Genomic DNA, 25,548 nt, shown 5'->3' with positions numbered 1-25,548 from the left:
GGCTACATCTCGGAAACGAGCTCGACGATGTGCCGATTGATGTCGAGCAGCTTGTCACGCAGTTCGGACTGATCCACCCACGGACGAGCCTCCACATCCTTCACGCGCTTCTTGAGTTCCGCATACAGCTTCTCGGAATCGGCCAGCAGAAAATCCCAATCCACGCGCGGACGGGCGATATCCATGTCCACAACCGGCTTCATGGCCTGACCGGGCTCGAGCACCAATTCCTCCATGTATTCGGGAATATGGACCTCGAAACCGAATTTCTCCGTGATCAACCGGGAAAACTCGGTCTGCACCTCGGCCTCGCCGTGCACGAGGATGACCTTGACCGGCTTGCCCTGCATGGTGCCGAGCCATTTCAAGAGTTCGTCCTGACCCGCATGCCCGGAAAAGGCGTTGATGGTGAAGACCTTGGCATTGATGGTCACCTCTTCGCTGAAGATACGGATCTTCTTGGCCCCGTTGACGATCTTGCGGCCCGGGGTGCCGACGCCCTGCCAGCCCACGAAGACCACGCTGGCCCCTTTGCGCCACAGGTTGTGACGCAGGTGGTGCTTGATGCGCCCCGCGTTGGCCATGCCGCTGGCCGAGATGATCACCGCCGGTCCTTTGGTTTCATTGATGGCAACGGACTGCTCGCGGCTCTCCGTAAAATGCAGGTTGGGCAGGTCCAGCGGGTTCTCGCCGTTCTGAATCAATGTCTGGGTCTTTTTATCGAAAAACTCAGGGTGCTTGCGGAATATCTCCGTGGCCCTGATCGCCAGGGGACTGTCCAGGTAGACCGGCATATCGGCAGGCAGCCGCCCCTGCTTGCGAAGCAGGAACAGGGAATAGATGATCTGCTGGGAACGTTCCACGGCAAAGGCGGGAATGACCACCTTCTCCCCTTTCCCGTAGCTGTAGGCGATGGCCTCGGCAAGCTCGTCCAGGCTGCCGGTGTCGTCCTTGTGATTCCGGTTGCCGTAGGTGGACTCCAGAAAGAGGTAGTCGGTATCGTGCACTTTGCTGGGATCACTTACTATAAGCTGTTCGGGACGGCCCAGGTCGCCGGAAAAGACGAGCTTGGTGGTCTTGCCGTTCTCCTCATACTCGATCTCGATGAAGGCGGACCCGAGGATGTGCCCGGCATCGAGGTAGGTCACCTTCAGACCCGGAGCGGGCTCGAAGGTCCTGGCGTAGTCGACGGTCGCCAGCAGGGGGACCGTCCGCTCGGCGTCGGCAACGGAATAGAGCGGCTTGACGGGCTCACCGCCTGTACGCAGCTGTTTGCGGTTGCTCCATTCGGCCTCCATTTCCTGGATATGCGCAGAATCGAGCAGCATGATCTCCAACAGGTCCCGGGTGGGGGCCGTACAGTAGATGGGGTTCTTGAACCCCTTGGCGACCATGGCGGGCAGCAACCCCGTGTGGTCGATATGGGCGTGGGTTATGAGGATGAAGTCCAGTTTTTTGGGGTCATACCGGTCCAGATCCCGATTCCGCTTCTCGATCTCCTTGTTGCCCTGGTGCATGCCGCAGTCCAATGCGAACCGGGTGGAGCCGCACTCCATGACATAACAGGAACCGCTGACGGTACGGGCCGCGCCCATGAAGGTCACTTTCATGTATTTCCTCTCGTGGTGTTTTCCGGAAAACGTGCATATAATACGCTTCCGTATGCAATGCTTTCGGTGTAATGAAAAGCTGGCGGGCCATTGCTGCCCGCCGTCCCGGAAACATGCCCCATAAACACGGATCAGGCAACAACTCCGACAAGCACCCAGGGAGAAACCATGATACAGCGTTCCAAACAGTACCTCATCGACGATCTTTCCATCCAGGAATCCTGGCGGCTGTTCAAGATCATGTCGGAAATCGTGGACGGGTTCGAGAACCTTTCCGACATCGGCCCGGCGGTCTCGGTATTCGGCTCGGCCAGAGTCAAGCCGGAAGACAAACTCTACCAGCAGACAGAAGAACTCTCCAAAAAACTTTCCGAAGCAGGCTACTCGGTCATCACCGGCGGCGGCCCCGGCCTCATGGAGGCGGGCAACAAGGGCGCGTTCGAGAACGGCGGCGAATCCATCGGCCTGCATATCCACCTGCCCATGGAGCAGCACAACAACCCGTACATGAACGTGAAAAGCGAATTCCGCTACTTCTTCATCCGCAAGCTCATGTTCATCAAGTACGCCATGGCCTACGTGGCCCTTCCCGGCGGATACGGCACCCTTGACGAACTGTCCGAGGCGCTGGTGCTCATCCAGACCCACCGCATCAAGCCCTTCCCCATCGTCCTGTTCGGCGTGGACTTCTGGTCCGGCCTCATCGACTGGTTCAAGAACCAGATGGTCACCAACGGCTTCTGCAATGAAGAGGACCTGGATTTGTTCATGGTCACCGACGACATCGACGTAGTGGTCAATCACATCAAAAAACACGTCATCATTTAGCCCGTGACCAACAACAGAAAGGCGCTGACATACGGCCTGGCCACCGTGGCCATCTGGTCCACGGTGGCCTCGGCCTTCAAGATAGCCCTGCGGCACATGGACCCGCTGCAACTGTTGCTCGTAGCCTGCGCGGCTTCCATCGCGGCCCTGGGGGGAATCCTGCTCGCACAGGGAAACCTCGACAAACTATTCGGCATGGAGCGGCGGGAAGCGGCACGCTGCGCCCTGCTCGGCGCGCTCAATCCGTTTTTGTACTATATCATCCTGTTCCAGGCCTACGATCTGCTCCCGGCGCAGGAGGCGCAGCCCATCAACTACACATGGGCCGTGACCCTGTCCCTGCTGTCCGTGCCGCTCCTGGGCCAGAAAATGTCACTCAAGGACCTGGCGGCCATTCTCCTGAGCTATTTCGGCGTGGTGGTCATCTCCACCCACGGCGACCTGCCGGCGCTCGACTTCTCCAGTCCCGCCGGCGTAGCCTTGGCGCTCGGCAGCACGATCATCTGGGCGCTCTACTGGATCTTCAACACGCGCAGCAAGGCCGACCCCATGGCCGGTCTGTTGCTGGGATTCCTGTTCGGCTTTCCGCTCATACTTGCGGCCACGCTCGTTTTTTCCGAACTTCCGACCCTGACCACCGAGTCGCTCCTGGCCGCCACGTATGTGGGATTCTTTGAAATGGGCGTGACCTTCGCCCTGTGGATCACGGCCATGAAATACGCGGCCCTGCCCGATGGGGGCGGGACCGCGCGGGTGGCCAACCTGATATTCCTTTCGCCCTTTCTTTCCCTCGTCTTCATCCACTTTCTGGTGGGCGAAGACATCCTGCCCGCCACCGTGGCCGGGCTCGGTTTCATCATCGCGGGCAACGCCCTCATGCAATACAAGCGCAGAGCCTGAACCATCAATCCCCTATGCGGCCACGCGGACGTCGGCAGCGATCACGCCGAAAGGCTTGCCGTTGCTGCCAAAGTACGGACTCGACACCGTAATGCAGCTCTCGCCGGAGGCGGACGAGGTGTACACGTCCGAGATATAGAAGGTCCCGCTCTCCATGGCTCCCGTAAACCATGGCCGATTGCCCCATTTGCCGCCCAGGGCCGACGTATCCTCGGCATAGCCGGTGACCTTTCCGCCCATGTTGGAAACGGTCTGCACGCCTTTCTCGTCCGTTATATACAACAATTCAAGGAAGTCATTTGCCTTGAGCGCCTGGCGCATGGCCCGCTCCTGCCTGGACCGTTCGCGGGACAGGATATTGTCCGACGCGGCCAGTTCGCCGATAACCGCCTGCACCATCCCGTCACCGACCATGCGGAACATGCCGGTCATGGTCGCCAGGTCGTCGACCCCCTCGGACACGCGGGAAACCGCCTGAACCGCTTCTTCCATGCCCTTCCCGGTGGCATCGGAAATGGCCTGCACCTCGACGATGGTCCTGGACAGGGCCTCGCTGGTGATGGACTGCTGCGACGCTGCCGCGGCAATGGACCCGATACGTCCGGAGCTGGTTCCGGCATACTCGACTATCTCACTCAGGGCCTTGCCCGACTTCCGGGCCAGCCCGGCCGCCTCGTCGGCAAGGTTCGACATGTCCCTGACGCCTTCAATGGTCTGACCCACCTGCTCCTGAATCCCCTGGATGGCCACACCCACGTCCCTGGTTGCGTCCATGGTCTTTTCGGCCAGCTTGCGCACCTCGTCGGCCACCACCGCGAACCCGCGGCCCGCCTCACCGGCCCTGGCCGCCTCGATGGCCGCGTTCAACGCCAAGAGGTTGGTCTGGTCGGCGATGTCGGAGATGACGCCCATGATGGTGCCCACGCCCTCGGCCTGCACGCCCAACCCGGCCACGTTCTCGACCAGGGACTGGGAGTTGTCGGACACGGCGCTGATGGACTCCAGCGTCCTTGAGACCACTTCCGACCCGGACCCGGCATACTCCATGACCCGGGCCGCGTCTTCGGCCGCGTCGGAAGCGTTCCGGGCCGACTCGTTGACGGCCGCGTTCATCTCCTCCATTGCAGTGGCCGCCTCACTGATGAAACGCTGCTGTTCAAACGCCCCTTCATGCGCCCTGGATGCCACCTCCGCCAGCTGCAGGGAGTGGGTCCTGATGGACTGGATGGACGTGTCCAGCGTAGCCGCTGCGGACAACAAGCCCCGGCAACGGGCTGACTCGCCACGCTCCCGGGCATCCTGCGCCTGCTCCTGAGCGACGCGCACCTTGGTTTCAGCTTCTTTGGCTACATTTTCGCTCTTTGCGATTCGCTCTTCTAACTCTTCAATGTAACTGACAATTTGGTGCAAATGGTTGCTTATTTTACCAAAAACGTCATTCCCTGGCTCAGGCAATTCGACCTTGAGATTTCCCTTGGAAATCAGCCTCATCGAGTCCGATAATTTAATGTATTTATTGATGATCACCATCCTGACGACCAGAGCGGTCACCAGACATGACACCACGCCGACGCTCCCCACTCCGACCATCATCCAGTGCAGGCGGTCGATTTCCGCTGACAGAATTGTCACCTCATCACCTGCGGCCCATGCGGGACTGCCTCCCGCAACTGCCAATGCCATCACACAAATAAGTACTATATTCACCGCGCACTACCTTCTCTTCATGGGTATTTTCAGGGCTACCGCATGACTGTTTTTTCACCTTGCCCCGGACAGACAAAGCAAAGGACGGGCCAACAACGGATTGACGGCCCGCGCCCCTCGACGGGTGCAAACTCCCATTTTCTTTAGACTTTCTCTAGATTTACTCTAGAAAATCAACCATTTACGAGTTTTCTACAAATTATCTAGAGAATTTCGAGATAAAAAAAGATCAAAAAAAGAGCCGCTTGAAAGCGGCTCGGATGCTGTTCTTCATGATGAACTCTTCAATTACAGGAAATCGGGATCAATGCCCGCCTTGCCGCCCGCCAGAATGAGTTTCATGTAGCGGATGGTGCGGTCGTCCACCGGAACAATGGGGAAATTCTCGCGACAGGCGTCGCACTGGGCCATGGCCGGACGCGACGGGGAAATGAGCGGCACTTCGCGCCCGCAATGGGGACACGGATACAGGAAGATCATTTCCATGGCCGCCGGTTTGACCGGGGTCAGCGGTTTGTTCGATTGCGCCATCATTATCCCTTCTTCACCAGGTTTTTGCCGGTCATCTCGGCGGGCGGCTGCACGCCCCACAGACCGAGAATGGTCGGCGCGATATCGCCGAGTATGCCCTCTTCAAGCTGTGCACCTTCGCACCCTTCCTCGATATACACAAGGGGCACGGGGTTGGTGGAATGGGCCGTGTGCGGGCTGCCGTCCTCGGCCAGCATCTGCTCGGCGTTGCCGTGATCTGCAGTGACAAGCGCCCTGCCCCCGGCCTTGAGCACCGCATCCACTATACGTCCCACGCAACCGTCCACGGTCACGCAGGCCTTCTTGGCTGCATCCATGATTCCGGTGTGTCCGACCATGTCCAGGTTGGCCAGGTTGCAGACGCACAGGTCGTAGTCGCCGAGCTTGCCGATAAGGGTGTCCGCCACCTCGTCGGCGCTCATCTGCGGTTTTTGATCGTAGGTGGCAACCTCGCGCGGGGACGGGATCATGACCCGGTCCTCGCCCGCAAACGGCTCCTCGCGTCCGCAATTGAGGAAATAGGTCACGTGGGCGTACTTCTCGGTCTCGGCAATGCGCAACTGGCGCAATCCCCTGCCGGACACGACCTCGCCAAGGGTCCCCTCATAGCTCACAGGCGGAAACGCATTGGCCATGGGGAACGAGGACTCGTACCGGGTCATGGTTGCGAAAGCCGCAAGGGCGGGCACTGAAGCGCGCTCGAATTCACTGAAATTCTTGTCAAAAATGGTACGGCTGATCTCCCGGGCCCGGTCGGCGCGGAAGTTGAAGAAAAACAACCCGTCGCCGTCACCGATACGTCCGTCCACGCCCTTGATCACTGCGGGTTTGACAAACTCGTCGTTCTCCCCGCGGTTGTATGACGCCTGGATGGCTTCCAGCGGGTCGTTCACCGCCACGCCGTTGCCGTCCACCAATGCATTGTAGGCCACCTGCACCCGCTCGTACCGCTGATCGCGGTCCATGGCGTAAAACCGCCCGGATACGGTGGCGATCAGGCCGACGCCCAGCTCTTCCATCTTCTCCATCATCTGACGGACATACCCGAGGCCACTGGTCGGGGCGGTGTCCCGGCCATCCAGGAAAGCGTGAAGGTAAACCTCTTCAATTCCTTCCCTTTTAGCCATCTCAAGGGTGGCGTAAATATGATTGTTGTGGCTGTGTACGCCGCCGTCGGACACCAGGCCCATGAGGTGCAGTCGCCCGCTCCCGGCCCTGGTCCTGGCCATCAACTCCTTGAGGCCGGGGTTGTCGAAATAGCTGCCGTCCTCAATGGCCATGTCGATGCGGGTCATGTCCTGGTAGATCACCCGACCGCCGCCGATGTTCATGTGCCCGACCTCGGAGTTGCCCATGAACCCGTCGGGCAGCCCCACGGAGCGGCCAGAGCAGGCAAGCCGGGTATGAGGGTACTCGGCCAGCAGCCGGTCGAGATTGGGGGTGGCGGCATTGCGCACGCAATTGCCCTCCCCGTCAGGGGCGATGCCCCATCCGTCCAGAATCAGCAGCAGCGTTTTTTTAGGTTCGGCCATCGTATGGATTATCCGTCTATTTCGACTCTGGGGGCCTCGGCCCACATGCCTTCGATGTTGTAGAATTCCCGGAGTTCTTCCAGGAAGATGTGCACCAGCACGTCGTTGAGGTCGACCAGGACCCATTCGCCGGTCTGGCGGCCTTCCATGCCCAGAAATTCGAGCTTTTCCTCGGCGCATTTATCCAGGAGATGATCGGCCAGGGCCTGAGCGTGCTTCATGCCGCGAGCGGACACTACCATTGTCATGTCCGTGACGGAACTCATTTTCGACACATCCATGATCACGATATGATCACCCTGCTTGTCGTCCAGCCAACCGGCCACGATGCGAGCCTTGGCCTCACTGGAAATGTCCTGGAATTTCTTTTCTTTATTCAGCAATTTGTATCCTCACATATCAATCTATTCTTTTGGAAAACATCCGACGAGCAATTCATCCAGGCTGCGCTTGGGCACGTGATGATTGCCGTCGTCACCGGTCCAATACTTGATGTCGCCGTCCGGGGGAAGCGATTCCACCACCACCTTCTGGGCCGGGACGCCCAAGGCGAGAACCAACAGGATCTCGAGGTTGTCCGGCAGGTCGAGAATTCGGGCCAGCTTCTTCCTGTTGACCGTGGCGATGATGCAGCCTCCCAGGCCCTTTTCCACGGCCCCGAGCATGATGGTCTGACTGGCGATGCCATGGTCGCAGCCGGGCGCGTCGGCAATGTTCTTGTCCAGCATGATGGTGATGTAGCCGGTGGGACGCTCGCCCTCCTCCGGACCGTTCCAATCCTTGAGGTACGCCGCCCAGCCCAGCAGGGGGAAAATCTCCGCGCACAGGCCGGGGTCGGCGGTCACCGCATATTTCAAAGGCTGCTTGTTCGCACCCGAGGGCACAAAGCGCGTCAACTCCACCAGATCAACCAATATCCTGGCATCCAGAATCTTTGACTGGTCGAATTTTCTCCGCGTCCTGTTCCGCTCAACCAATTCTCTGAAATTCATGCTCCCTCCGATTGTTGGGTCATCCTCTCAGGCTGTAATGCACTTTGCGCCAATCCGCAATGTCGGACGGGCCTCCCGGCACGGTGCGGCACCCCCTTTATCCAACCGGCCTGCAACGACAAACCCCTTGACGCGGTAGGGAACATGGGGCAATCTCACGCCTATGCAAAAATGTCCATCTTCGCATGCGTTCTTTTTTACGGGCTTCTGACGGAGGCTCGTGGAGTTTGAACTGGCAAAGCAATGCCGACAGGGACCACGGGCTGGAAAGACCGTGGTTTTTTATTTGAGAGGGAAAGAGAAACGGACGATCAGGTCCGACCGAAGGAGGTTGAAGGGATGATCTACGATGTAAAAAACGAAACCATGCCCCGTGAGGAACTGGAACTGGTCCAGCTCAGGCGGCTTCAGGCGCTGTGTGAACGGGTGTATGCCAACGTCCCGTTCTACAAGAAGAAATTTGATGAAAAAGGGATCAAGCCGCAGGACATCAAGACCCTGAAGGACATCACCCTGCTGCCGTTCACCGTCAAGCAGGACCTGCGCGACCAGTATCCCTTCGGCTTGTTCGCGGTGCCCAAGGACCAGATCGTGCGCATCCACTCCTCCTCCGGCACCACCGGCACGGCCACCGTGGTCGGTTATACCAAGCGCGACATCGAGAACTGGGGCGAGCTTATGGCCCGCTGCTTCATGGCGGCAGGCGCCTCCGCCTCCGATACCGTCCACAACGCCTACGGCTACGGCCTGTTCACGGGCGGCCTGGGCGCGCACTACGGCGCCGAAGCGCTGGGCGCCACGGTCGTGCCCATCTCCGGCGGCGCCACCCGCCGCCAGGTCACCCTGCTCAAGGACTTCATGCCCGACGTCATCTGCTGCACCCCGTCCTACGCCCTGTTCCTCGCCGAGACCGGCCAGGAACTGGGCATCGACATCCGGGAGCTGCCGCTCAGGATCGGCATTTTCGGCGCCGAACCGTGGACAAACGAGATGCGGCTTGAAATCGAAAAGAAACTCGGCATCACGGCCATCGACATCTACGGCCTGTCCGAGATCATGGGTCCGGGCGTGGCCATCGAGTGTCACGAGGCCCAGGACGGCCTGCACATCCAGGAGGACCATTTCCTGGCCGAGACCATCGACCCGCAGACCGGCGAACCCGTCGCACCGGGCGAGGAAGGCGAACTCGTCTTCACCACCCTGACCAAGGAAGGCATCCCGCTCATCCGCTATCGCACCCGCGACCTGACGACCCTGAACACCACTCCGTGCAAATGCGGCCGCACCACGGCCCGCATGAAGCGCGTCACCGGCCGCTCCGACGACATGCTCATCATTCGCGGCGTCAACGTGTTCCCGTCCCAGATCGAGTCCATCCTCATCGAGACCGAGGGATTGACCCCACACTACCAGCTCATCGTTGAGCGCCAGGGCAACCTCGACTCCCTGGAGGTTCAGGTGGAGGTCAATGAATCCATCTTCTCGGACGAGATCAAGAGTTTACAGAAGATGGAATCAAAGGTAATGAAAAACATTAAGGAATTCCTCGGCGTCACCGCCAAGGTCAAGCTGGTGGAGCCCAAGACCATCGAACGGTCCATGGGCAAGGCCAAGCGGATCATCGACAAGAGGAAAGAGGGCTAACAATGCCAACGAACAAGGAGAATACCATGAAAGTAGATCAACTCTCCATATTCCTGGAAAACCGAGCCGGTCGACTGGCCGAGGTCACCCGCATCCTGTCCGAAGCGGGCGTGAACATCCGCGCCCTGTCCCTGGCCGACACCTCGGACTTCGGCATCCTGCGGCTGATCGTATCCGATTTCGAAACCGCCAAGACCAAGCTCAAGGACGCGGGGTTCACCGTGGGCCGGACCTCGGTGGTGGCCGTCGAAGTCACGGACGAGCCCGGTGGCCTGAACAACATCCTGGCCATGCTTCAGGAAGCGGGCATCAACGTGGAGTACATGTACGCCTTCGTGCAGCAGTCCGGCAACTCAGCCGTGCTGATCTTCCGCTTCGACCGCACCGACCAGGGCATCGAGCTGTTGCAGAAAAACGGCATCACCACCATCCCGGGCGACAAGCTCTACAGCATGTAGCCATTTCGAATCACGTAAAAAAGGGTGGGGGCACAAGCCTCCACCCTTTTTTGTTTTCATGACGCAACGGTTAGCGGTACCGGTTGATGATGGCGTCAATGGTTCCGTCCGCCCGTTTTTCCCTGATCAGCCGGTTGATCTCGGGCAGCCGTTCCTCCCACGCCTTGTGCTTGCTGAAGAAGAACCGCAAGTCCTCGCTGCCGAGATGGTTGCCGGCAATGTGAAAGTCACTATTGTTCATCTCTTCGGATTTACTGATCATCCAGGCGATGGAGATATCGTCGAAAAAGGCCACGTCCACCCGGCCCGCCTTGACCATCCGCAACAGGATGAGATCGTCATTCACGTCATATCGGACGACCTTCCCTCTGGCGAAAAGATGCTCCGCGATCGGGTATACGAAACCCTTGATGCAGCCGACGGTCAAGCCGTACAGACTGGCATCCCCGGCATATTCCCGAGGATTTGTTTTTGAAGAGTACATGACGGTCTTCACGCTCGTCACGGGCTCGCTCCACAGAAAGTTCTCGGCATCCTTGACCCACTCCCGACTTTCCAGCCGCGCGAACACGGGCCCGGAGGGCTCCCGCAACTTGCTTCGGGGAGAGGGACACAACTCGACCGTGGTCTCGACGTCCGGCGGCATCAACGCCTTGAAAAGCTCGACGGCCGCGCCGACGGGTTCCCCGTCAACGATCATCTCGAAAGGAGCCCACTCTCGAGAGAAAAGGGCAAACGTCACCGTGTTCCCGGCCATCGACGGACCGGGGGACAGAACGATGACCAGGGAAAGGACCAAAAGAATGAATTGAAAAAAACGGCTATGCACGTATTCCACCGACCCCCTGCAATCCCCCATTGAATAAGAATAAGACATTCAATTCCGCCGTTCCAGATGGTTATAACCATACGTCCATACGCCAAACCATACAACATCAATATTTCTTAACTCACAAATGGTCCATCACCGGTTCCGGACGGTTCACATGCAATCCCATCCAGCGAGCAGACACCTTTTTTTCAAAAGGTGTTGCCGGAAATCCCGCCTGCGAGTATAGGGTGAAATTACGATAGGGATTGATCGCCCTCGCTGAAGGTAAAAAATGGAACAAGAGATCATCGACAGCAAATTTCTGGAGTCAATGTCCGGCAAACGCCCGTTTTTGAAACGGATGTTCACCGTGTTCATCTCCCAGGAACCCAAGCGCATCATGGAAATCAAGGACGCCCTGGATTCCCGTGACGTGGAAAGGCTCCGCCACCTGGCCCACTCCCTCAAAGGCGGGGCCGCCACCATCGGCGTCGAACGCGTGCGCCAATGCTGCCTGGCCCTGGAAAACGCCTCCAAGGCCAGGGACATGGACGCCGCCATGACCCACATGGGTGAACTGGAGGCGGAAATGCGCCACGCCTACGCCTTCATGTTCAATTTCCTGGCAAACAACTAGACACGGACCAATCCGGCCTTCACAACCCGCCTACCGGCGGGTTTTTCATTTTCCGAGAGGCGCGTCGCCCATGCCCGGCCAGATGCGGACCATGCCGAACCCGGCGCGGATGAACGTCCACAACGCCGTTGCCAGCCAGATGTAGACCAGGACGTAATCGGGACGCAGGGAGTCGACGACCAACACGCACGCCCCGGCAACAACCGAGGCCACAAGCATGGAATTGCGCAGATAGCGAAAATCGCCCGTTCCCCAATGGATACCGTCGGTGGCGAAAGACAACGATCCCACCGGCTGCATCAGGGACACCACCAGCCACCCCGGGCCGAACACAGCGTAGGCCTCCGGCGGCACCAGCAGCCAGGCAACCCCCTCTTCCAGGGTCACCATGGCGAGACACAGGGCCACGCCGGTGCCGAAACTCCACAAGCACACGGACCGAGCCACCCGCCGGGCCTGGAACCGGTCCCCTGCCCCGAGGAAATACCCGACAAGGCTCTGGCCGGTGATGGCAAAGGCATCGAGGAAGAGCGCGGAAAAGATGAAGAACTGCCTGATGGCCTGATATGCCGCCCCCTGGTCCGGGCCGCCCCGGTTGGCCACCCTGGTACACAGGGCCAGAAAGACGAGCACTCCGCCCGTGCGCAGGAACAGGTCGCCGCCCACCTGCATCAACCGGGCGAATCCCGCCCCTTTCATACGCCAGGTCAGGCCGATTCTCCGATGCACCGCAAACAGGCACCAGACAGCCCCCAGCCATTGGCTCACCGTGCTGGCGATGGCCGCTCCGGCCACGCCCATGGACGGGATTGACCCCGAACCGAAGATGAGCAACCAGTCCAGGCCGACGTTGACCACGTTGACGGCGACGGCCACGAACAAGGGGGTGCGCATGTCCTGCACACCGCGCAGCCCACCGAAACAGGCCAGGGACACCAACACGGCGGGCGCACCGAGCAACCGGAAAAACATGTACTCGCAGGCAAGGTCATTGACCGCCCCAACGCCCCCGAACAGGGAAGCGATGGGAGGAAGAAAGGCCATCGCCCCCATCAGGATTACGCCGATCAGTGCGGCCAGCAGCGACGCCAGGGAGACCACCTTCACCGCACGCTCCCGGTCCCCGCCACCCACGGCCTGGGCCACCTCGGTCTGGGTGCCGATGCCCAAAAAGGTGAAGGCCCAGAAGATCGATGTGAAGGCCACGGTGCCGATACCCAGTGCGGCCACCGGCTCGGATCCCGGCAGCCGGGCCACAAACGCGGTATCCGCCAGCCCGACGAGCGGTTCGGCCACCAGGGAAAAGAGTACGGGCACGGCCAGCCGGATCAGGGTCCGATTGGGCCTGTCTTTGAATGAATGGGTCTGCGAGTTGTCCATGCGCCTGCCGTAAAAAAAAGGAAACCGACCAAGGCAGGCTTCCTTTTTTTATCCTATTTACCGAAATAATTAGAAGACATCCGCCATGGAATACAGCCGCCCCGCCTTCTGCCCGGACAGCCACTTGGCGGCGCGCAGGGCTCCGGCGGCAAAGGTCTCGCGCGAGTGGGCGCGATGGGTGACCTCGATGCGCTCGCCCGGCCCGAAGAAATACATGGTATGCTCGCCGACCACGTCGCCGCCGCGCAAGGTCTGCACGCCGATCTCGTTTTTGGGGCGCTCGCCGATGATGCCGTCCCGGCAATGCTTCTTGACGTCGTCGTACTCCCAGCCGCGCGCCTCGGCCAGGCACTGGGCCAGCTTGAGGGCCGTGCCGCTGGGAGAGTCCTTCTTCATGCGATGGTGGGTCTCCACGATCTCCATGTCATAGGCCCCGCCAAGTGCCTGGACCAGCTGCGGCATGAACTTGAGCAGCATGTTCACGCCCACGGACATGTTCGGGGCCCAGAACAGGGGCGTCTTTTTGGCGGACTCGGCCAAGGCGGCCTGCTGGTCCTTGTCGAGACCCGTGGTGCCGATGACGGCCGGGTTGCCGAACTTGGCGGCGGTCTCGGCCATGGCCACGGAAGACTCGGGAGAGGTGAAGTCGATGATCACCGCGCCCGGCACCTTGGGCAGGAGGTCCTCCAGGCAATCCGAAATCTCACAGTCCTCGTAGACCATGCCGTCGGTGTTGCCCTTGCGCTCGCACGCGCCAACCAGGTTCAGTTCCTCGTCGGCCAGGGTCATGTTGACCAGCATGTTGCCCATGCGCCCCTTGGCGCCCAAAACGACGATATTCACACCCATGGTGCCCCCCATGTAACAAGTTGAAAATATGTATGTTTTAGAAGTCCAGCAAAGACTTCGGCTTTGCTTTCGGCATGCCTTGAAGTAAAGCCTGAAACGCCTCGAAGTCAATAATTTCAACCCCGAGCTTTTCGGCCTTGGCCACCTTGGACCCGGCCTTTTCACCAGCCACCAGGTAATCCACCTTCCTGGAGATGGCTTTCGCGGCCACCCCGCCCAACGCCTCGACCATGGCCTGCGCCTCGTCGCGCTTGACCGGCAGCGTGCCGGTAAAGAGGAAAACCTTGCCCGCCAAAGGCAGGCCGGATGCGGCCTCGGCGGCCTTGACGCCGCCCTTGGGCCAGAAGTCCGCCTCCTTGAACCGGGCGAACAGCTCATCGGCCTCAGGACTGTGAAAATAGTCGTACAAACTCTCCGCCACGATGGGGCCGACGTCTTCCAGCTCCTGCAATTCCTCGCGGGTCACCTTGCCGATGGCGGCCAGGTCCTCGAAATTGTCGGCCAGCGTGCGGGCCGTCTGCTCTCCCACATGACGGATGCCCAGCCCGGCGATGAGCCGCCAGAGCGGCGCATCGTGCCGCGCCTTGTGAATGGCCTTGATGAAGTTCTCGGCGGACTTGTCGCCCATGCCTCCGTATTTGAGGAGCGCGGTCTTCTGCAGAGTGAACAGGTCGGCGGGCGAGTTCAGCACCCCGTCCTCGGCCAGCTTGCGCACCCACTGCTTGCCCACGCCCTCCATGTCCAGCCCCGCCTTGGACACGAAATGAATGATCCGCTGCACGGTCTTGGCCGGACAGGTGGGATTGGTGCAGATCACACGCTCGCCGTCCTCGACGGCCGGGCTGTGGCACACGGGACACTGCATGGGAAACGGGTAGGAGACAGCGGATTCAGGCCGCTTTTCAAGGTCCACGGACAGCACCTGCGGGATGACGTCCCCGGCGCGCTGAATGAGGACCGTGTCCCCGATGCGGAAATCCCGCTCCCCGATGTATCCCTTGTTGTGCAGGGTGGCGCTGGAAACCACCACGCCCGCCAGTTCCACGGGTTCCAGTTCGGCCACCGGGGTCAGCACTCCGGTCCGCCCCACCTGGATGCGGATGTTGTTCAACCGCGTACTGGTCTGGTGGGCCGGAAACTTGAGGGCCAGGGCCCAGCGCGGGGCGCGGGAAGTAAAGCCCAATGCCCGTTGCATCTCGAGGTCGTTGACCTTGGCCACCACGCCGTCTATCTCAAAGGGCAGCCCGGCCCGCTCGGCCATGAGCTGCTGGAAATAATCGGCCACTTCCCGGCTGGACGCGCAAAGCCGCGCCTCGGGCGCAACCGCGAAACCCAATTCCTGCACCCCTTCCACGATGGATTGCTGAGTGGCCCACGGCGAGGAGTCGCCGTCCCACTCCACCCGGCCGATGCCATAGGCCATGAAGCGCAGGGGGCGCGATGCCGCCACCTTGGGGTCGAGCTGACGGATGGAGCCCGCAGCGGCATTGCGAGGATTGGCAAAGACCTTTTCCCCGGCCTCGGCCTGGCGCGCGTTCAGGGCCGCAAAATCCTTGTTGGAAATGACCACTTCGCCACGGACCTCCAACAGTTCTGGAGGGTTGGCGTTGTGCAGCGTCAGCGGCAGATTCATGACCGTGCGCATGTTGTGGGTCACGTCCTCGCCCACCATGCCGTCGCCGCGCGTGGCCGCCCGGACGAATCGCCCGTTCTCGTAAATCGCCTCCATGGCCAGACCGTCCATCTTGGGATCGGTCCAGTAGGAAATGTCACTGGTCCCCACTCCCTTGGCCACGCGCTCGGCAAAACCGCGCCACGCTTCCAAGTCCATGCCGTTGTCCAGGGAGTACATGCGGACGGCATGTTCATAGGGCGTAAAACCCGCTGCGGGTTTCCCGCCAACACGTTTGGTCGGGGAGTTGGGATCGTCCAGTTCCGGGTGAGCCGTCTCAATGGCCGCCAACTCGCGGAACAATTCGTCGTATTCGGCGTCGGTGATCTCAGGAGCGTCAAGAACGTAATACCGGTGGTTGTGGTACTCAAGTTTTTCACGCAGATAAGCTGCGCGCTCTGCAGCGGCTGAAGAAATCATACTTTTCATCTATTTTAAATTATTAGAGAATCTTCTTGATCGCGGAAAGGTTCGATTTCTTGCCCACGGCCAGGAGCGTGTCGCGCATGTGGATCACTTCCTTGGGGCCGGGGTTGAAGATCATGTCGCCGTTTTCCTTCTTGATGGCGATGATGATCAAATCGAAATTGGCCCTGATCTTGGACTCGATGAGGTCCTTGTTCACCAACTCGGACTCCGGTGAAATAGCCAGTTCCTCCATCTGGAGGTCGATGCCGCCGCGCATGGCCAACTCCATGAAGTTGGTCACCGTGGGGCGCAGCACGTTCTGGGCCATGCGCAGTCCGCCGATGAAATGCGGCAGCACCACGCGATCGGCGCCGGCCAGCTCTAGCCGGGATATGTGGGACTTGTCGCCGGCCCGGGCCACGATGGTGATCTCGGGATTGAGTTGGCGGGCCGTCAGCGTGACGTAGACATTGGCTGCCTCGCTGGTCAGGGCGGAGATGAGGGATTTGGCATGCAGGAGCCCGGCGCTCAAGAGAACGGCGTCGCTGGTGGCGTCGCCTTCGATACACAAGATGCCGTCCTGCTCCATCTTGTCGATGAGGTCGGGATCCTGCTCGATGACCACCACGTCATGCCCGTCCGCCCGAATCTCCTGGACGACGATGCTGCCGATGCGGCCATGGCCGCAGATGATAAAATGATTTCTCAGCTTATTAATTTCCTTCATCATCTTGTGTCTACCCCACAGAATCTGCAGACGCCCGTCGATCAAGACTTGCGCAAAGGCACCCGCAATGTAAATGAAACCGCCCACGCCGCCCATGATCAGGATCGAAGTGAACATCCTGCCCGTCTCGGAAAGCTCCTGGACCTCCATGAAGCCGACCGTGGAAAGGGTGATGACCACCATGTAAAAGGAACTGACGAAGTTCCAGTGCTCGTAGGTCATGTAAAAAACGATTCCGATGAAAAATACCAGGCACATATAGATCGCGCCCAGAACCAGACTCCAGAACGAGCCGAGCTTCGCTCTCAGCCGGAGCATTCGTCTATGGAACAAGTCAGCCATTGCTTACCCCAACTTAAGGATGCGCTCTCGCAACAGGGCTATGCGGTCCCTGATTTCCGCAGCTTTCTCGAATTCCAATTCCCTGGCGGCTTCGCGCATTTCCCGTTCCAGCTGCTTGATGTTCTTGTTCAACGTCTTCGGGTCCGTGCCGTATTCACCAGCCGCTTCCGCCGCCTTGCCCATGGCCGGGATCGATGCGGAGCCGGACAACTCGCCGAAAAGATTGTCCATCCGCTTGCGGATGGTGGTCGGCGTGATCCCGTTGGCCTCGTTGTACTCCTCCTGCTTCTGCCGCCTGCGCATGGTCTCGTCCATGGCCGTGGCCATGGAGTCGGTCACCTTGTCGGCATACAGGATGACCCGGCCATCCACGTTGCGCGCGGCACGACCGAAGGTCTGGATGAGCGACCGAGCGGAACGCAGGAATCCCTCCTTGTCGCCGTCCAGGATGGCCACCAAAGAGACCTCGGGGATGTCGAGCCCTTCCCTGAGCAGGTTGATGCCCACCAGGACGAAGAACTCGCCCTCCCTGAGCGCCTGTATGATGGCCATGCGCTCGATGGTGTCGATGTCGGAGTGCAGGTACTTGGCAACGACGCCCATCTGGTTGAGATAGTCGGTCAGGTCCTCGGCCATGCGCTTGGTCAGCGTGGTCACGAGCACCCGCTCGTCCTTCTCCTGTCTCTTCTTACATTCCGCGAGCAAATCGTCAATCTGTCCGTGCGTTTTTCGCACTTCCACCATGGGGTCCAGCAACCCTGTGGGCCGGATGATCTGCTCCACAACCACGCCCTGGGCCAGGTCCAGCTCGATGGAGCCGGGCGTGGCCGAAACATAGACCGCCTGATGGACCCGCTCCTGGAATTCCTCGTAGTTGAGCGGTCGGTTGTCGAGCGCGGAAGGCAGCCGGAAGCCGTAGTCAACCAGCGTGGTCTTGCGCGACCGGTCGCCCTTGTACATGCCGCCCACCTGGGGCAGCGCGATGTGCGACTCGTCCACGAACAGGATGAAATCATCCGGGAAGTAATCGAGCAACGTGGCCGGGGGCTGGCCGGTGATGCGGCCGTCCAGGTGCAGCGAATAGTTTTCAATGCCGTTGCAATATCCAAGTTCCTCAATTGTTTCGAGGTCGTACATGGACCGCTGCTCAAGACGCTGGGCCTCCACCAGCTTGTTTTGGGCCTTGAGGTCGGCCAGACGGACCTGCAATTCATCGCGGATATCCTTGATTGCCCGATCCAGGTTGTCCCGGTCCGAGACGAAGTGGCTGCCCGGATAGATGACGGTCTTCCTGAGCCGGTCCCGGACCTCGCCGGTGAGCGGGTCGGTCTCGGTGATGGAATCGATCTCGTCGCCGAAGAATTCGATGCGCAACGCCTTTTCCCGGCTGTATGCGGGGATGATCTCCACCACGTCGCCACGCACCCGGAAGGTGCCGCGATGGAAGTCGTAGTCGTTGCGTTCGTAGTGAATCTCGACCAATCGGCCAAGCAGGGACTCCATGGAAAGAATCTGCCCCTCCTCAACGGGAATGACCATCTTGGCGTAGAACTCCGGCGAGCCCAGGCCGTAGATGCAGGAGACCGAGGCCACGATGAGCACGTCCTTGCGGGTCAGGAGCGCATGGGTGGCGGCATGCCTGAGCTTGTCTATGTTGTCGTTGATGGAGGAATCTTTCTCAATGTAGACGTCCGAGTGCGGGAGATAGGCTTCCGGCTGGTAATAATCGTAATAACTGACGAAATACTCGACCGCATTATCCGGGAAAAGTCCTCTGAATTCGGTATAAAGCTGGGCGGCCAGGGTCTTGTTGGGGGCCAGGACCAGGGCGGGCCGGTTGAGACCGGCAACCACGTTGGCCATGGTGAAGGTCTTGCCCGTACCGGTGGCGCCCAGCAAAACCTGATCGCGCACGCCGGATGACAGCCCGGCCGTCAACTCGGCCACTGCGGCGGGCTGGTCCCCCTTCAGGGTATATTCGCTGACAAGTTTGAAATCCGGCATGAACATTTCTTCAAGGGCTTGAGATAGCCCGGCAAAAGTCGTATGAACGAGGTGACATTAGTATCACAGCCACCCGGAGTACCACCATGGACATCAGCATAACGAATCCCGACACCACCCTCCCCGTCGACCGCGCCTTTGTCATCTCCATGGTCATCAAGAGCTTCAAGGGCAGACGCGACGTCGAGGTCCACCTGTTCCGTTCCAAGTGGGACCCGGAAGAATACGAAGGCATGGACTGGGACCGCCTTCTGGGCGCTCCTCTCGACGGCTCGTCAGGCGACCCGGAAGGAAGCAAGTTCTTCATCCTCGAGGCCTTTACCGACACGGAACGGCATACCCTTATTGATTACCTGAAAACACAATATTCCACAAGGCTTACGTCCATTCGTTCCGCGCCGATATCCTTCCCTGTCCCGACCGGCCTGACCGGTTTCACCCAGATTTCCGGCGGCAAGTCCACCGGCTTCATCGAATTCTCGAAAATCCCGAGCTACCCGCTTGAAATGGACCTCATGGGCTTCTACGACCTGAACCGGCACCCGCCCCTGGCGGACGACGAATAGCCTTACTCCTGCTCGTCGAATCGCCATGGCCCCGTCCTGGTCGGACGTTCCAGGCCCTCGCGCACCATGGAAAGAAACTGATACCGCTGCATCTCCCGCGCCCCGAACCGGAGCAGGTGCTGAGTGGTCTGCTGGCAGTCGATGAGGCTGAAGCCCCACTTCCCGAGTTGCCCGACGAACACGGCAAAGGCCGCCTTGGATGCGTCCGGCACATGGTGAAACATGGATTCGCCGTAAAAAATCGACCCCAGGGCCACGCCGTAGAGTCCGCCCACCAGCTCCCCGTCCTGCCACGCCTCCACGGAGTGGGCATACCCCAGCTCATGAAGCGCGATATAGGCGTCCACCATCTCCTCCACGATCCAGGTCCCCTCCTGGGCGGGCCGCGGACAGCAGGCGCAACGCCGGATGACCGCGTTGAACCGCGTGTCCAGCGTAAAGGTGAACGTCCCCCTGTTGAGCACCCGCTTCAGGCTGCGGGGCATGTGAAATTCTTCGGGAATCAGGACCATTCGCGGGTTGGTGGACCACCACAGGATGGGTGAGTCCTCGGCGTACCAGGGGAATATGCCGCTCGCATAGGCGTTGATGAGCCGCTGTGGGCTGAGGTCGCCGCCAACGGCCAGCAGGCCGTCGGAATCGGCCTCTTCAGGATCGGGGAAAATGGGTTCGTCGAAAAGCCGGTAGATGGTCATGGCTGCCTGACAAACGGGGCGGCCAGTGGCCGCCCCGTTTCATGACTATTGTTTCCTGCCCGCAGGCTCAAAGGAGAAGATAAACTCCCCAGACTTGCCGACAACAGGTGTCTTCTTTGATTTCTTTGACTTTCCGGCAAGGCCTACGGTGACGACGCCGCCTCGCATCAACTCGCCGAAGAGCAGCTCGTCGGCAATGACGTCCTTGATCTCGGTCTGGATGACGCGGCCCATGGGACGTGCGCCCATGGCGGTGTCATACCCCAGTTCGGCCAATCTGGCGCGGGCCGGGTCCGTGAGCACCACCGTGACGCGGCGATCCTGGAGCTGGTCGTTGAGTTCCCGAAGGAACTTGTCCACGATCTTCTCCATGACCGGCTGCTTCAGGGACTTGAAGGTCACCATGGCGTCAAGCCGGTTGCGGAATTCCGGGCTGAACAGCTTTTCCAGTGCCTTCATGGCCCCGCCGTCCCGATCAGCGTCCTCGTTGCGCGAGAAGCCGATGGCGCCCTTGGCCATCTCACGAGCCCCCGCGTTGGAGGTCATGAGCAGGATGACGTGACGAAAGTCCGCCTTGCGCCCGTTGTTGTCCGTGAGCGTGGCGTAGTCCATGACCTGCAAGAGGATGTTGAACACGTCGGGATGGGCCTTTTCGATCTCGTCGAACAGGACCACGCAGTGCGGCTTCTTGCGCACACCCTCGGTGAGCAGGCCGCCCTGGTCGAAGCCGACGTAGCCGGGAGGCGCGCCGATGAGCCGGGCCACGGCGTGCTTTTCCATGTACTCGGACATGTCGAAACGGAGGAAACCGATGCCGAGCACTTCCGCCAACTGGCGGGCCAGCTCGGTCTTGCCCACGCCGGTGGGACCGGTGAGCAGGAAGCTGCCCACGGGACGGCCGACCTGGCGCATGCCCGCACGGGAGCGCTTGATGGACTTGGACAGGGCCGTGACAGCCTCGTCCTGTCCGAAGACCACGCCCTTGAGGTCGTTTTCGAGATTCTGGAGCCTCGCCCGGTCGGACATGGTCAGCCTGCGGGCCGGGATGCGGGCCATGCGGGCCACGACCTTTTCCACGTCCAGGACCTTGATGCGATCGCCCTTGCGGGTGCGGCCCGAAAGCTTGTAGAGCGCGCCCGCCTCGTCCATGACGTCGATGGCCTTGTCCGGAAGGTAGCGGTCCGTGATATGCCGCTCGGACAACTCCGCAGCCGCCTTGAGCGCAAAATGAGTGTACTTGACGCCGTGGAACTCCTCATAATGGGACTGCAATCCCTTGAGGATGGCGATGGTCTCTTCCACGGTGGGCTCGGATATCTCGATCTTCTGGAACCGGCGCGAAAGGGCGCGATCCTTCTCGAAATGATTCTTGTACTCCTCGAACGTGGTCGAGCCGATGCACCGGATTTCCCCGGACTGCAGGAGCGGCTTGAGAATATTGGAGGCGTCCATGGAGCCACCGGACACGGAACCCGCGCCGACGATGGTATGGATCTCATCCACGAACAGGATGGCATCCTTGTTGCGCTTGAGTTCGGACAGCACGCCCTTGAGACGCGCCTCGAAATCACCCCGGTACTTGGTGCCCGCCAGCAGCGCCCCCATGTCCAGGCCGTAGATTTCGGCGCTCAGAAACTCCTTGGGAACCTTGCCCTCCACCACCATCAGGGCCAGCCCCTCGGCCATGGCGGTCTTGCCCACGCCGGGGTCGCCCACGAAGATGGGGTTGTTCTTGCGTCGGCGCGACAGGACCTGGACCGTACGCTCCAACTCCTGGCTCCTGCCGATGAGCGGGTCGATGAGGCCCTCGGAAGCCCTGTCCGTCAGGTTGACCGTGTATTCCTGGAGCGGGGTCTGCTTCTCATCGGTCCGGTCCAGCCGGTCGATCTTGGCGGCAGGATCATCGCGCAGGTCGTTCCAGTCCTCGCCCGTCGACATGCCGTGGGAGATGAACTCCAGGATGTCCAGGCGGGACACGTCGTGAGTGCGCAAGAAATAGACGGCGTAGGAATCCTCTTCGTCGAACATGGCCGCCAGCACGTCCCCCACCTCGACGGTGGTCTTGCCGGACGCCTTTTTCTGCCACACGGCACGCTGCAGCACGCGGCGCACGCCGAGGGTCTGGATGACCTCGGACTCGGTGCCCTCGGGCAGGGCCTCCATGTTCTCCACGAAGAAACGGCCGAGCTGATCGCGCAGCCGTTCCATCTCCGCGCCGCACGCCTCGAGAATCTCCTCGCCCTGTTCCTCGATGGAGATGGCGTAAAGGAGATGCTCCAGCGTCAGGAATTCATGATTCCTGCGCTTCACCTCGTTGACCGCGGCGGTCAGAGCACTTTCAAGTTCCTTGCTGAGCATCGTCATATGCTATTCACCTTCCATGCTGCACTTGAGCGGAAAACCGGCACTTTTCGCGAGCCTGTGAACCAGGTCCACCTTGGTTTCGGCCACCTCGGCGGTGAATGTGCCGCAGACACCGTAACCCTGGTTGTGGACCGACAACATGATCGCCGTGGCCTGAGCCTCGGTCTTGCGGAAAACGCGCACCAGTATCTCGACCACGAAATCCATGGTCGTATAATCGTCATTGTGCAGCAGGACCTTATACTTTCTCGGTTCCTTGACTTCGTGTTCGCCAAGCAACTCGGATTCAAATCGGTCCCCGGTAAAAGGGTCGCTCATTTCTGTTCAATCTCCAACAATACTCTTGTTTCCTTAATCATGAATATAAAGTCGTTTTCACCGTCTGTCGAGGGTTGCGGGTCAATCTTTTCCAAGCTCGCGCAGAAGGTCGTCACGCACGGACGCCTCGAACCGGAAATTCTCGTCCGGGGCGAGCCCACTGGCGTGCCGGTGCTCGATGTTGAGCCCATGGTATGTCTGCTTGGTGGTCTCGCATCCCCCGATGCCCAGGGCCTCGGCACAGGCGTAGACCGTCACGTCCGTTCCTTCGATCTCGATGAAATCCCCGAACGGCAGCGTGTCCAAGCAAACCACGCAATCCATGTACCGCCATTTCTCGCGCACCTTCTCGTACCCGAATGCCTCCGTGAGGCCAACGGCCAGCAGCGAGTCGCGCATGGCCCCGAAATCGCCCACCATGGTTTCGATTTCCTCGAAGACCTTGAGCTGGGTCGGCTTCATTTCCCTGGGCGGACGCTTCACGGTCAGAACGGCTTGGCCCTGTCTCTCGCGCAAACGCAGAAGGACACCCCGTTTTTTCAAGGACCTGTCAGGATAGTCAAAGACCGTGTTCGTCTCGAAATACCGGCCCAGGGACTCGCCGCCGCCTTCGCGCAGACGGAGACTTGTTTCCTTCAGATTCACATCCAGGAATTTCAACTCGCTTTCCAGAACCATTGCCATCTCCCGGCGTATTGCTGTACCTAAATTAAAATGTTGACGAAAATACTCTATCTCTGCGTGGGCGGCGCAGCCGGGACCTTGTCCCGCTACTGGCTGTCCGGTGTGGCCCAACGGCTGGCGGGCGGCTCGTTTCCGGCCGGCACCTTTGCCGTGAACATGCTTGGCTGTCTGCTCTTCGGCGCGATATGGGGCTTTTTCGAAAACCGCATTCTGCCCGGCTCCGAAGTCCGCCTCCTTTTCCTGACCGGTTTCATGGGCGCTTTCACCACCTTCTCCACATACATGTTCGAGACCGCGGGATTGGTCAAGCTCGGGCAGATCACGGCAGCCCTGGGAAACGTCGTCGGCCAATCCGTAGCCGGACTGGCCCTGGTCATCCTCGGCATCGCCCTGGGACGCCTCCTCTAACACCGCCTGGAGGGATACATGAAACTCCTTGAAAAAGCAGAACGAATCCGAATCTACATCGGTGAAGACGACAAATTCAAAGGACAACCCCTGGCCGAAGCCATCGTCAAAGAGGCGCGCAAGCTGGAACTGGCCGGGGCCACGGTCTTCCGTGGCCTCATCGGCTTCGGGGCCAACAGCCTCATCCACACAAGCAAGATACTCAGGCTCTCGGAGGGACTGCCCGTGGTCGTGGAGATCATAGACCACCCGGACCGCCTGGAACCCCTGCTCGCCCTCCTCGACGACATGGTCAGGGAAGGCATGGTCACGCGGGAGCCCGTGGACGTCATCGCCTATCGGCACTCCTGAAAAAACCCCCGCCGGCAATCCGGCGAGGGTTTAACAAACCATATTCACTGATTATCTAACTGCAAGCGCGGACAATCTCCGGGGCGATCTTGGTCAGGGAAAGGATCTTGTCCACCCCCCCTGTCTTGATGGCCTCCTGAGGCATGCCGAAAACGACGCAGGACGCCTCATCCTGAGCGATGGTATAGGCACCGGCTTCCTTCAGTTCCCGGATACCCTTGGCCCCGTCGTCGCCCATGCCGGTCATGATGGCCGCGACCACGTTCTTCCCGCCGTACCGTGCGCCGGAACGGAACAGGACATCCACGGACGGACGATGGCGGGAGACCAAAGGCCCTTCCTTGACCTCAACACAATACTTGGAACCCAGGCGCTTGAGCAGCATGTGCTTGTCGCCCGGGGCAATGAGTGCCTGGCCGCGCATCATGGGGTCGCCGTCCCTGGCTTCCTTGACACTGATCCGGCAAATCGTATCCAAACGCCTGGCAAAGGCGGCCGTGAAATGCTCGGGCATGTGCTGGACGATGGCAATGGGCGGACACCCCTCGGGAAGGGCTTCCAGAAACACCCGCAAAGCTTCGGTGCCGCCGGTGGACGCACCGACGAGACATATCCTTTCGGTCGATCCCACTGCCTGCAGCTTTCCTTTTGGTATGACCGCATCGGCGCTCAGCTTGGGAGACACCTTCAGCGGCGGGACAGATATCTTGATCGACTTGGTTCTGACCTGCGCAGCAGCCTTGACCTTGTCGATGAGCCGGATACTCGATTCTTCAAGAAATTTCTTGGTCCCGACCTTGGGCTTGGCGATGATCTCAACCGCCCCCAATTCGAGAGCCCTCAATGCGTTGTCCGTACCCTTCTCAGCCACTGATGAACATATGACTACGGGCACAGGGTGTTGTTTCATCAGCTTTTGCAAAAAAGTCAAGCCGTCCATGCGCGGCATCTCGATATCCAGGGTGATGACGTCGGGAATTTCCTTCTTGAGCTTTTCGGCGGCCACAAAAGGATCAACGGCCGTACCCATGATCTCGATCTGCGGATCGGAGGAAAGGATATCTACCAATGTCTGCCGCACGACAGCCGAATCATCGACGATCAAGACTCTGATCTTTCGCATTCTGAAA

Annotated in this window: 25 protein-coding genes; 8 read left to right on the top strand and 17 right to left on the bottom strand. The window is 60.0% G+C overall.

Going from position 1 to position 25,548, the window contains the following annotated elements:
• Window positions 1-2 precede the first annotated feature (2 nt).
• Window positions 3-1,610 (bottom strand): MBL fold metallo-hydrolase RNA specificity domain-containing protein, encoded by a 1,608-nt coding sequence (locus OO730_RS00310; protein ID WP_264982587.1) that lies wholly within the window; start codon window positions 1,608-1,610, stop codon window positions 3-5.
• A 171-nt stretch (window positions 1,611-1,781) separates the two neighbouring features.
• Here OO730_RS00310 and OO730_RS00305 point away from each other — a divergent pair, with 171 nt between their 5' ends.
• A complete protein-coding gene (locus OO730_RS00305) occupies window positions 1,782-2,438 on the top strand; it encodes an LOG family protein (RefSeq protein ID WP_407681913.1) in 657 nt (218 codons plus the stop codon).
• 3 nt (window positions 2,439-2,441) lie between these two features.
• Entirely contained in the window at window positions 2,442-3,338 is an 897-nt protein-coding gene (locus tag OO730_RS00300; protein ID WP_264982585.1) for a DMT family transporter, read from the top strand.
• 12 nt (window positions 3,339-3,350) lie between these two features.
• Here the strand turns inward: OO730_RS00300 and OO730_RS00295 are convergent, their stop codons facing one another.
• From OO730_RS00295 to OO730_RS00275, 5 genes are all read right to left on the bottom strand, one after another.
• Complete coding sequence (locus tag OO730_RS00295) at window positions 3,351-4,664, bottom strand: methyl-accepting chemotaxis protein (RefSeq protein ID WP_264982584.1); 1,314 nt, start codon at window positions 4,662-4,664, stop codon at window positions 3,351-3,353.
• 669 nt (window positions 4,665-5,333) lie between these two features.
• Complete coding sequence (locus OO730_RS00290) at window positions 5,334-5,576, bottom strand: hypothetical protein (RefSeq protein WP_264984105.1); 243 nt, start codon at window positions 5,574-5,576, stop codon at window positions 5,334-5,336.
• A 2-nt stretch (window positions 5,577-5,578) separates the two neighbouring features.
• On the bottom strand, window positions 5,579-7,108 hold the full coding sequence (gene gpmI, locus OO730_RS00285) for a 2,3-bisphosphoglycerate-independent phosphoglycerate mutase (RefSeq protein WP_264982583.1): 1,530 nt from the start codon (window positions 7,106-7,108) through the stop codon (window positions 5,579-5,581).
• Window positions 7,109-7,116: 8 nt separating this feature from the next.
• A complete protein-coding gene (gene rsfS / locus OO730_RS00280; protein WP_264982582.1) occupies window positions 7,117-7,491 on the bottom strand; it encodes a ribosome silencing factor in 375 nt (124 codons plus the stop codon).
• Window positions 7,492-7,512: 21 nt separating this feature from the next.
• On the bottom strand, window positions 7,513-8,100 hold the full coding sequence (locus OO730_RS00275; protein ID WP_264982581.1) for a nitroreductase family protein: 588 nt from the start codon (window positions 8,098-8,100) through the stop codon (window positions 7,513-7,515).
• A gap of 339 nt (window positions 8,101-8,439) precedes the next feature.
• Between OO730_RS00275 and OO730_RS00270 the strand changes: the two genes are divergently transcribed.
• Both OO730_RS00270 and OO730_RS00265 read left to right on the top strand, forming a co-directional pair.
• On the top strand, window positions 8,440-9,744 hold the full coding sequence (locus OO730_RS00270) for a phenylacetate--CoA ligase family protein (protein ID WP_264982580.1): 1,305 nt from the start codon (window positions 8,440-8,442) through the stop codon (window positions 9,742-9,744).
• Window positions 9,745-9,770: 26 nt separating this feature from the next.
• Window positions 9,771-10,202, top strand: a complete 432-nt coding sequence (locus OO730_RS00265; protein WP_264982579.1) for an ACT domain-containing protein — start codon at window positions 9,771-9,773, stop codon at window positions 10,200-10,202.
• A gap of 70 nt (window positions 10,203-10,272) precedes the next feature.
• Here OO730_RS00265 and OO730_RS00260 read toward each other — a convergent pair whose 3' ends face one another.
• On the bottom strand, window positions 10,273-11,031 hold the full coding sequence (locus OO730_RS00260; protein ID WP_264982578.1) for a substrate-binding periplasmic protein: 759 nt from the start codon (window positions 11,029-11,031) through the stop codon (window positions 10,273-10,275).
• Window positions 11,032-11,305: 274 nt separating this feature from the next.
• Here OO730_RS00260 and OO730_RS00255 point away from each other — a divergent pair, with 274 nt between their 5' ends.
• The gene (locus OO730_RS00255; protein WP_264982577.1) at window positions 11,306-11,650 is read left to right on the top strand and encodes an Hpt domain-containing protein; all 345 of its coding nucleotides are present in this window, start codon (window positions 11,306-11,308) and stop codon (window positions 11,648-11,650) included.
• Between the two features lie 45 nt (window positions 11,651-11,695).
• On the opposite strand, the gene OO730_RS00250 is transcribed toward OO730_RS00255, so the two are convergent.
• From OO730_RS00250 to uvrB, 5 genes are all read right to left on the bottom strand, one after another.
• Window positions 11,696-13,030 (bottom strand): MATE family efflux transporter, encoded by a 1,335-nt coding sequence (locus tag OO730_RS00250; protein ID WP_264982576.1) that lies wholly within the window; start codon window positions 13,028-13,030, stop codon window positions 11,696-11,698.
• Between the two features lie 69 nt (window positions 13,031-13,099).
• Entirely contained in the window at window positions 13,100-13,879 is a 780-nt protein-coding gene (gene dapB, locus OO730_RS00245) for a 4-hydroxy-tetrahydrodipicolinate reductase (RefSeq protein ID WP_264982575.1), read from the bottom strand.
• Window positions 13,880-13,916: 37 nt separating this feature from the next.
• Window positions 13,917-15,971, bottom strand: a complete 2,055-nt coding sequence (gene ligA / locus OO730_RS00240) for an NAD-dependent DNA ligase LigA (RefSeq protein ID WP_264982574.1) — start codon at window positions 15,969-15,971, stop codon at window positions 13,917-13,919.
• A 22-nt stretch (window positions 15,972-15,993) separates the two neighbouring features.
• Window positions 15,994-17,028 (bottom strand): potassium channel family protein, encoded by a 1,035-nt coding sequence (locus OO730_RS00235; protein WP_264982573.1) that lies wholly within the window; start codon window positions 17,026-17,028, stop codon window positions 15,994-15,996.
• A gap of 3 nt (window positions 17,029-17,031) precedes the next feature.
• Window positions 17,032-19,032 carry an excinuclease ABC subunit UvrB gene (gene uvrB / locus OO730_RS00230; protein WP_264982572.1) on the bottom strand — a complete coding sequence of 667 codons (2,001 nt, stop codon included), beginning with the start codon at window positions 19,030-19,032 and terminating at the stop codon, window positions 17,032-17,034.
• An 86-nt stretch (window positions 19,033-19,118) separates the two neighbouring features.
• Here uvrB and OO730_RS00225 point away from each other — a divergent pair, with 86 nt between their 5' ends.
• Entirely contained in the window at window positions 19,119-19,598 is a 480-nt protein-coding gene (locus tag OO730_RS00225; RefSeq protein WP_264982571.1) for a hypothetical protein, read from the top strand.
• 2 nt (window positions 19,599-19,600) lie between these two features.
• Here OO730_RS00225 and aat read toward each other — a convergent pair whose 3' ends face one another.
• From aat to OO730_RS00205, 4 genes are all read right to left on the bottom strand, one after another.
• On the bottom strand, window positions 19,601-20,293 hold the full coding sequence (gene aat / locus OO730_RS00220) for a leucyl/phenylalanyl-tRNA--protein transferase (protein WP_264982570.1): 693 nt from the start codon (window positions 20,291-20,293) through the stop codon (window positions 19,601-19,603).
• A 45-nt stretch (window positions 20,294-20,338) separates the two neighbouring features.
• Complete coding sequence (gene clpA / locus OO730_RS00215) at window positions 20,339-22,651, bottom strand: ATP-dependent Clp protease ATP-binding subunit ClpA (protein ID WP_264984104.1); 2,313 nt, start codon at window positions 22,649-22,651, stop codon at window positions 20,339-20,341.
• A 9-nt stretch (window positions 22,652-22,660) separates the two neighbouring features.
• Complete coding sequence (locus OO730_RS00210; RefSeq protein ID WP_264982569.1) at window positions 22,661-22,975, bottom strand: ATP-dependent Clp protease adaptor ClpS; 315 nt, start codon at window positions 22,973-22,975, stop codon at window positions 22,661-22,663.
• A gap of 81 nt (window positions 22,976-23,056) precedes the next feature.
• Complete coding sequence (locus OO730_RS00205; RefSeq protein WP_264982568.1) at window positions 23,057-23,653, bottom strand: class IV adenylate cyclase; 597 nt, start codon at window positions 23,651-23,653, stop codon at window positions 23,057-23,059.
• 39 nt (window positions 23,654-23,692) lie between these two features.
• Here OO730_RS00205 and crcB point away from each other — a divergent pair, with 39 nt between their 5' ends.
• Together crcB and OO730_RS00195 are read left to right on the top strand one after the other, a co-directional pair.
• Entirely contained in the window at window positions 23,693-24,067 is a 375-nt protein-coding gene (crcB, locus tag OO730_RS00200) for a fluoride efflux transporter CrcB (protein WP_264984103.1), read from the top strand.
• A gap of 18 nt (window positions 24,068-24,085) precedes the next feature.
• Window positions 24,086-24,418, top strand: coding sequence for a DUF190 domain-containing protein (locus tag OO730_RS00195; protein WP_264982567.1), 333 nt, complete (start codon window positions 24,086-24,088; stop codon window positions 24,416-24,418).
• A gap of 55 nt (window positions 24,419-24,473) precedes the next feature.
• On the opposite strand, the gene OO730_RS00190 is transcribed toward OO730_RS00195, so the two are convergent.
• Complete coding sequence (locus OO730_RS00190; RefSeq protein WP_264982566.1) at window positions 24,474-25,541, bottom strand: protein-glutamate methylesterase/protein-glutamine glutaminase; 1,068 nt, start codon at window positions 25,539-25,541, stop codon at window positions 24,474-24,476.
• Between the last annotated feature and the right edge of the window lie 7 nt (window positions 25,542-25,548).

Origin of the sequence: Pseudodesulfovibrio portus (genome assembly GCF_026000375.1) — a bacterium.
Classification (GTDB): Bacteria; Desulfobacterota; Desulfovibrionia; order Desulfovibrionales; family Desulfovibrionaceae; genus Pseudodesulfovibrio; species Pseudodesulfovibrio portus.
This window is presented reverse-complemented; position numbering and strand designations above follow the sequence as displayed.